Source organism: Candidatus Neomarinimicrobiota bacterium (assembly GCA_041862535.1).
In the GTDB taxonomy this organism is placed as follows: domain Bacteria; phylum Fidelibacterota; class Marinisomatia; order SCGC-AAA003-L08; family TS1B11.
The window spans coordinates 1-4,653 of record JBGVTM010000050.1 but is presented as its reverse complement, the minus strand read 5'-3'; the positions used below and the strand labels follow the sequence as shown (position 1 = coordinate 4,653).

The window sequence follows — 4,653 nt, the reverse complement described above, 5'->3', positions numbered from 1 at the left end:
CCTATTTACTGCCCTCCCAGGATTATCGTCACTCCTTCCTTCCCGGAGCCGATGACCACCACCCTTCGATCCGCCGGTTGGCATGGCTAACGGCAGGCCCTTCGACTTAGCTCATGGCAGGCCTTGGCGCTTCAATCTTCAATCGACAATCTTCAATCGGCAATATCCTATTTACTGCCCCCCTAGGATAATCGGCAGGCCGTCCTTCCCGGAGCCGATGACCACCACCTTGGCATTGGAAGAGCTAGCGAGATTCTCAGTGGCCTCGATACCCTTCCAGCGCAGGAAGTTATCGCTGATCCCCTCGGCGACGGTCTTGTTGAAGTCTCTGATGCCCTGGGCCTCGATGCGCTTGCGCTCGGCTTCCTTGCTCTCCCGCTGGAGCACGAACTCCATGCGCTGGCTCTCCTGCTCGGCCCGCAGCTTCTCTTCGATGGCGGCGGTCAGGTCAGAGGGTAGGACCACCTGCCGCAGGGGAGTGGACTCCACGATGACGCCCCGGGGTGCCGTGGCGGAATTGAGCTGCTCCTGGATGTTCTGGGCCACCTCCTCCCGCACCGAGGTATAGAGGGCCTTGGCTTCGTACTGGGCCGTGATGCCCCGCACTACCGAACGGAAATTGGGCAGCAGGATCTTACGCACGTAGTCTTCTTCGCGGCCGATGGTCTTGTACACCTCCGGGGCTGCGGACCCGTCCAGGTGGTAAATGACACTGGCCTCCAATCCCACGGTGAGCCCTTCCTTGGAGGGGACCCGCATTTCTTCCCGGCGCTCCTGGGTCTTGATGCTCAGCTTGACGACGTTGGCGAGGGGATTCACCACGTTGATGCCGGCGTTCCGGGGCCTGGGGCTGACGGTGCCGAAGAAGTCCACGATCCCCACTGAGCCGGCGGGGATGACGGTAAGGGTCTGGAAGGCGGCCAGGAAGAGGGCAATGATGCCGACAATCTGCAGGATGCGGGCATTCACCCCCATGGACGCCAGCCGCTGTGAAAACTCGTAGCGGCGGCGCAGCTGCACGGACAGTAGAAAGGCGATCAAGGCAATAATGAGAAACAGGACAAACTGCATAACTGGGAACTCCTCAAATGAACTTGGATGTTGATGATGACCTTGTCGTTGCCCTGTAATCTATCGTTTCAGAACGTCGAATTCCGCCTTTTTCTTGCCGGGATCCGGCGCAGACCCTCCTTGCCACCGCATCATAACAGCTCTTGCATCTCGCGGTTTTCGAGCCTATCGTTTACCTACAACCGGGAGCCGGGTTGTTATCTGGCATGATTTTGCCACCGGGGCCCGGTCTCCCGGGGGAATTGTGTGATATAGCTATGCGTCTGTCTCTTTTTGCACCTGAGGAAAACATGCTTCGGCGCTTTCACCTGAGTAAGCCGCTCAGCTCCTACCGACGGCGCTACAACATCGCCCCGGGCCAGAAGGTCACCGTATTGGTGGAGCGTGAGGGGATCAACCGGGTCTCTGAGCTGGTCTGGGGATTGATCCCCGCCGAGGCCCATCATCCCGCGGTTGGGGCGGGGCTCTTCCAGGTGCGGAAAGAGTCGCTGCTCGAACTGGAAGCCATGCAGGTGCGTCTGGAGAAGCGGCGGTGCACCGTACTCGCCGACGGCTTCTTCCTCTGGCAGAAATCCATCGAAGGTTCCCAGCCGTGGTATATCTACCTCCGCGGCGGAGTCCCCTTCGCCCTGGCAGCCCTGTGGGAGGTCTGGGGCCCCAGAGGGGAGGAACCTATCTATAGCTGCGCCATCATCACCACCGGACCAAACGAGCTGGTAGCTCCCATCCATCACCGCATGCCGGTGATTCTCTCTGAAGCGGGATTGGCCACCTGGCTCAATCGCGAAGTCACCACGGCGGACGAACTCCTGCCATTGTGCAGCCCCTACCCCAGCGATGAGATGGAGGCCCACAAGGTTTCGCACCTGGTCGACAACGAGAAGAATGATACCATCGAGGTGACCGACCCGATCCTGTAGAAAAGGTGTGCATCGCACCTGCCCGCCAGGGGTGATTTCCGATATAAGAGCTTCCCGAACGCCGCCCGTATGCTGGCGGGGCTGTATCCCAGCCGGCCCAGCCAATGGAATTCTTAGCCGGAGGGATGGCTGTAGCGATACCGCCGGGCCAGCTCGTAGCCCAGCACCCCGAACGCCGTGGCCACGTTCAGCGACTGCTTGATCCCCGCCATGGGCAGCTCCAGGCACAGGTCGGCCAGGGCCACCAGCTCCTCTGACACGCCGATGACCTCGTTGCCCACCACGAAGCAGACCGGAAACCGGATGGGCGCCTCCCAGAAGCCCACCGCGTCGTCGGTCTGCTCCAGGACCACGATCTGCATTCCCTTGGCCTGCAGGTTCCGGGCCAGCTCCACAGCGTCGGTGTGCTTCTCCCAGGGTACGGTGTGCTCGGCACCCAGGGCTGTCTTAGCTATGCCCCGGTGGGGCGGGAAGCCGGTATAACCGCACAGGTACAGGCAGGAAAGGTGCAGGGCGTCGGCGGTGCGGAACATGCTGCCCACGTTGTACAGCGACCGCACGTTCTCCAGGATGGCGTAGATGGGCAGCCGGGGCCGGTCGTGCACATCGTCCAGTGAGGGTCGAGCGGCCTTCAGTTCCAGATCGGTGAGCTTGCGGCGGGCAGGGGCTGTCTGTTTGCGTCCAGAGGGATCAGGCATAAGATCTTGGTATCAGAGCAGCTTCTTAAAAACCTCCACCGTTAGCCCAGCGTCTTTGATGATACCACCCATGGTGATGGCATTGACAGGGTTTGCTCGGGGAATGGTGATAATGCGCTCGCCGTTGGTCATGGATATGTGCTTGCCCTCGCGCACAACCCAGAAACCGGCTCTTTCAAATGCTTTAACGGCGCGACGGTGCGAGAGGCTGGGTAGTTTTGGCAACCTTAAAGCGCAACCTCGACAAGGCGGGTTTCTTTATCCTTGGTAAGCTCTTCGATGGTAGCCAGGTAGGTCTCGATGGCGTCTTTGATATTTTCCAATGCCTCTTCTTCGGTCCGCCCCTGGGACCAGCACCCGGGTAATCCCGGACACCATACCGCATAGCCTTCATCCGTTTGTTCTATTTTCACCTTATAATTCACTGTATTCCTCTCATTCATATTGAATATAAGCACCTATCGGAATAATTCAATAGTAGAACCCTCTTTCTTAACGCTTGATTTTTCCACTTATGTTTTTCCTTGGGCTTGATCAGCAGGAGCGGCGATTCTCACGCTTCCGCCGTGTCTTTTTCGGCTAGGGTCGGGGCCCGCTCCACTTCCATCGCCAGCTGGCCCTTTTTCACGTCGACCGTGATGTGAGCGCCGTCGGGTATCTCCCGGCTGACGATGGCCCGGCCGAGGCGGGTCTCCAGTTCGCGTTGCAGGTAGCGTTTCAGGGGCCGGGCACCGAAGACGGGATCGTAGCCGTTCCGGGCGATGTGCCGCCGGGCGGCTTCGGTGAGTGTCAGGGCGAGGCCCGGGCCGCGGCCGGAGACCGTCCAGCCGGAAAGCCGGCTCCGCAGGTCGTCCACCAGCAGGTCCACAATGGCCTCGATCTCTATGGGTGTCAGCGGCTTGAAGAGGATGATCTCGTCTATCCGGTTGAGGAACTCGGGCCGGAAGTGTTGCCGCAGCATTCCCGTAACCACATCGCGTACGCCGGGGCGCAGCTCCCCGTCCTCAGTGATGCCCTCCAGCAGCTGGGGGGCGCCGATATTGGAGGTCATGATAATCACGGTATTCTTGAAGTCCACCGTGCGGCCGTGGGCATCGGTGACGCGTCCGTCATCCAGGATCTGTAGCAGCACGTTGAAGACGTCGTGGTGGGCCTTTTCGATCTCATCAAACAGGATGACCGAGTATGGCCGCCGACGCACCGCTTCCGTAAGCTGGCCACCTTCTTCGTAACCGATGTAACCCGGCGGTGCTCCGATCAGGCGGGAGACCGTATGGCGTTCCATGTATTCGCTCATGTCGATGCGCACCAGGTTTTCTTCGGTATCGAATAAGGTCTCGGCCAGGGTCCGGGCAAGTTCGGTTTTGCCCACTCCGGTCGGTCCCAGGAAGATGAACGAGCCGATGGGTCGCCGGGGATCCTTGATGCCGGCCCGGGCCCGGATGACGGCGTCGGCCACCAGCTGCACCGCTTCATCCTGACCGATGACCCGTCGATGAAGGACCTCGTCCAGTTTGAGGAGCTTCTCCCGCTCCCCTTCCACCAGCCGGGCCACGGGTATACCCGTCCAGCGGCTCACGATCTCGGCGATTTCCTCTTCGGTGATCTCCTCCCGGATGAGTCGTTCCTGGCCCTGTTCATCGGCCAGGCGGGCCTCTTCTTCCTGGAGGCGCTTCCGGGTGTCAGGCAGCTTCCCGTGGCGCAGCTCCGCTGCCCGTTCCAGGTCGTATTCCCGTTCGGCCGCTTCCATTTCGCGGCGGATATTTTCAATTTCCTCCCGCAGGGCCTGAACCTTGCTGATGGCCTCTTTTTCGGCCTCCCACTTGGCCCGCAGGCTCCCGGCTTTGGCCTGCAGGTCCGCCAGCTGTTTGCCCAGAGCCTTCAGACGCTCCTGACTGGCCTTATCCTTCTCCTTCTTCAGGGCGGCCTGTTCGATTTCGAGCTGCATGACCCTCCGGGTGACT

General features: G+C 60.4%; 6 protein-coding genes. 1 reads left to right on the top strand and 5 read right to left on the bottom strand.

Going from position 1 to position 4,653, the window contains the following annotated elements; all coding sequences use genetic code 11:
* Positions 1–171 precede the first annotated feature (171 nt).
* Entirely contained in the window at positions 172–1,071 is a 900-nt protein-coding gene (locus ACETWG_02085) for a prohibitin family protein (GenBank protein MFB0515377.1), read from the bottom strand.
* A 257-nt stretch (positions 1,072–1,328) separates the two neighbouring features.
* Here ACETWG_02085 and ACETWG_02080 point away from each other — a divergent pair, with 257 nt between their 5' ends.
* Entirely contained in the window at positions 1,329–1,991 is a 663-nt protein-coding gene (locus ACETWG_02080) for an SOS response-associated peptidase (GenBank protein ID MFB0515376.1), read from the top strand.
* Between the two features lie 113 nt (positions 1,992–2,104).
* Here ACETWG_02080 and ACETWG_02075 read toward each other — a convergent pair whose 3' ends face one another.
* The 4 genes from ACETWG_02075 to ACETWG_02060 form a co-directional block, all read right to left on the bottom strand.
* Positions 2,105–2,689, bottom strand: coding sequence for an RNA methyltransferase (locus ACETWG_02075; GenBank protein ID MFB0515375.1), 585 nt, complete (start codon positions 2,687–2,689; stop codon positions 2,105–2,107).
* A gap of 12 nt (positions 2,690–2,701) precedes the next feature.
* The gene (locus ACETWG_02070; protein ID MFB0515374.1) at positions 2,702–2,914 is read right to left on the bottom strand and encodes a type II toxin-antitoxin system HicA family toxin; all 213 of its coding nucleotides are present in this window, start codon (positions 2,912–2,914) and stop codon (positions 2,702–2,704) included.
* Positions 2,915–2,916: 2 nt separating this feature from the next.
* Positions 2,917–3,114 (bottom strand): type II toxin-antitoxin system HicB family antitoxin, encoded by a 198-nt coding sequence (locus ACETWG_02065; protein ID MFB0515373.1) that lies wholly within the window; start codon positions 3,112–3,114, stop codon positions 2,917–2,919.
* Positions 3,115–3,242: 128 nt separating this feature from the next.
* Positions 3,243–4,653: AAA family ATPase (locus ACETWG_02060; GenBank protein MFB0515372.1), on the bottom strand; the 1,411-nt coding region annotated here is incomplete at its 5' end.

Bases quoted from the DNA above. Each gene is read 5' to 3' on its own strand.
- ACETWG_02085 (MFB0515377.1), bottom strand. From the start codon at position 1,071: ATGCAGTTTGTCCTGTTTCTCATTATTGCCTTGATCGCCTTTCTACTG.
- ACETWG_02080 (MFB0515376.1), top strand. From the start codon at position 1,329: ATGCGTCTGTCTCTTTTTGCACCTGAGGAAAACATGCTTCGGCGCTTT.
- ACETWG_02075 (MFB0515375.1), bottom strand. From the start codon at position 2,689: ATGCCTGATCCCTCTGGACGCAAACAGACAGCCCCTGCCCGCCGCAAG.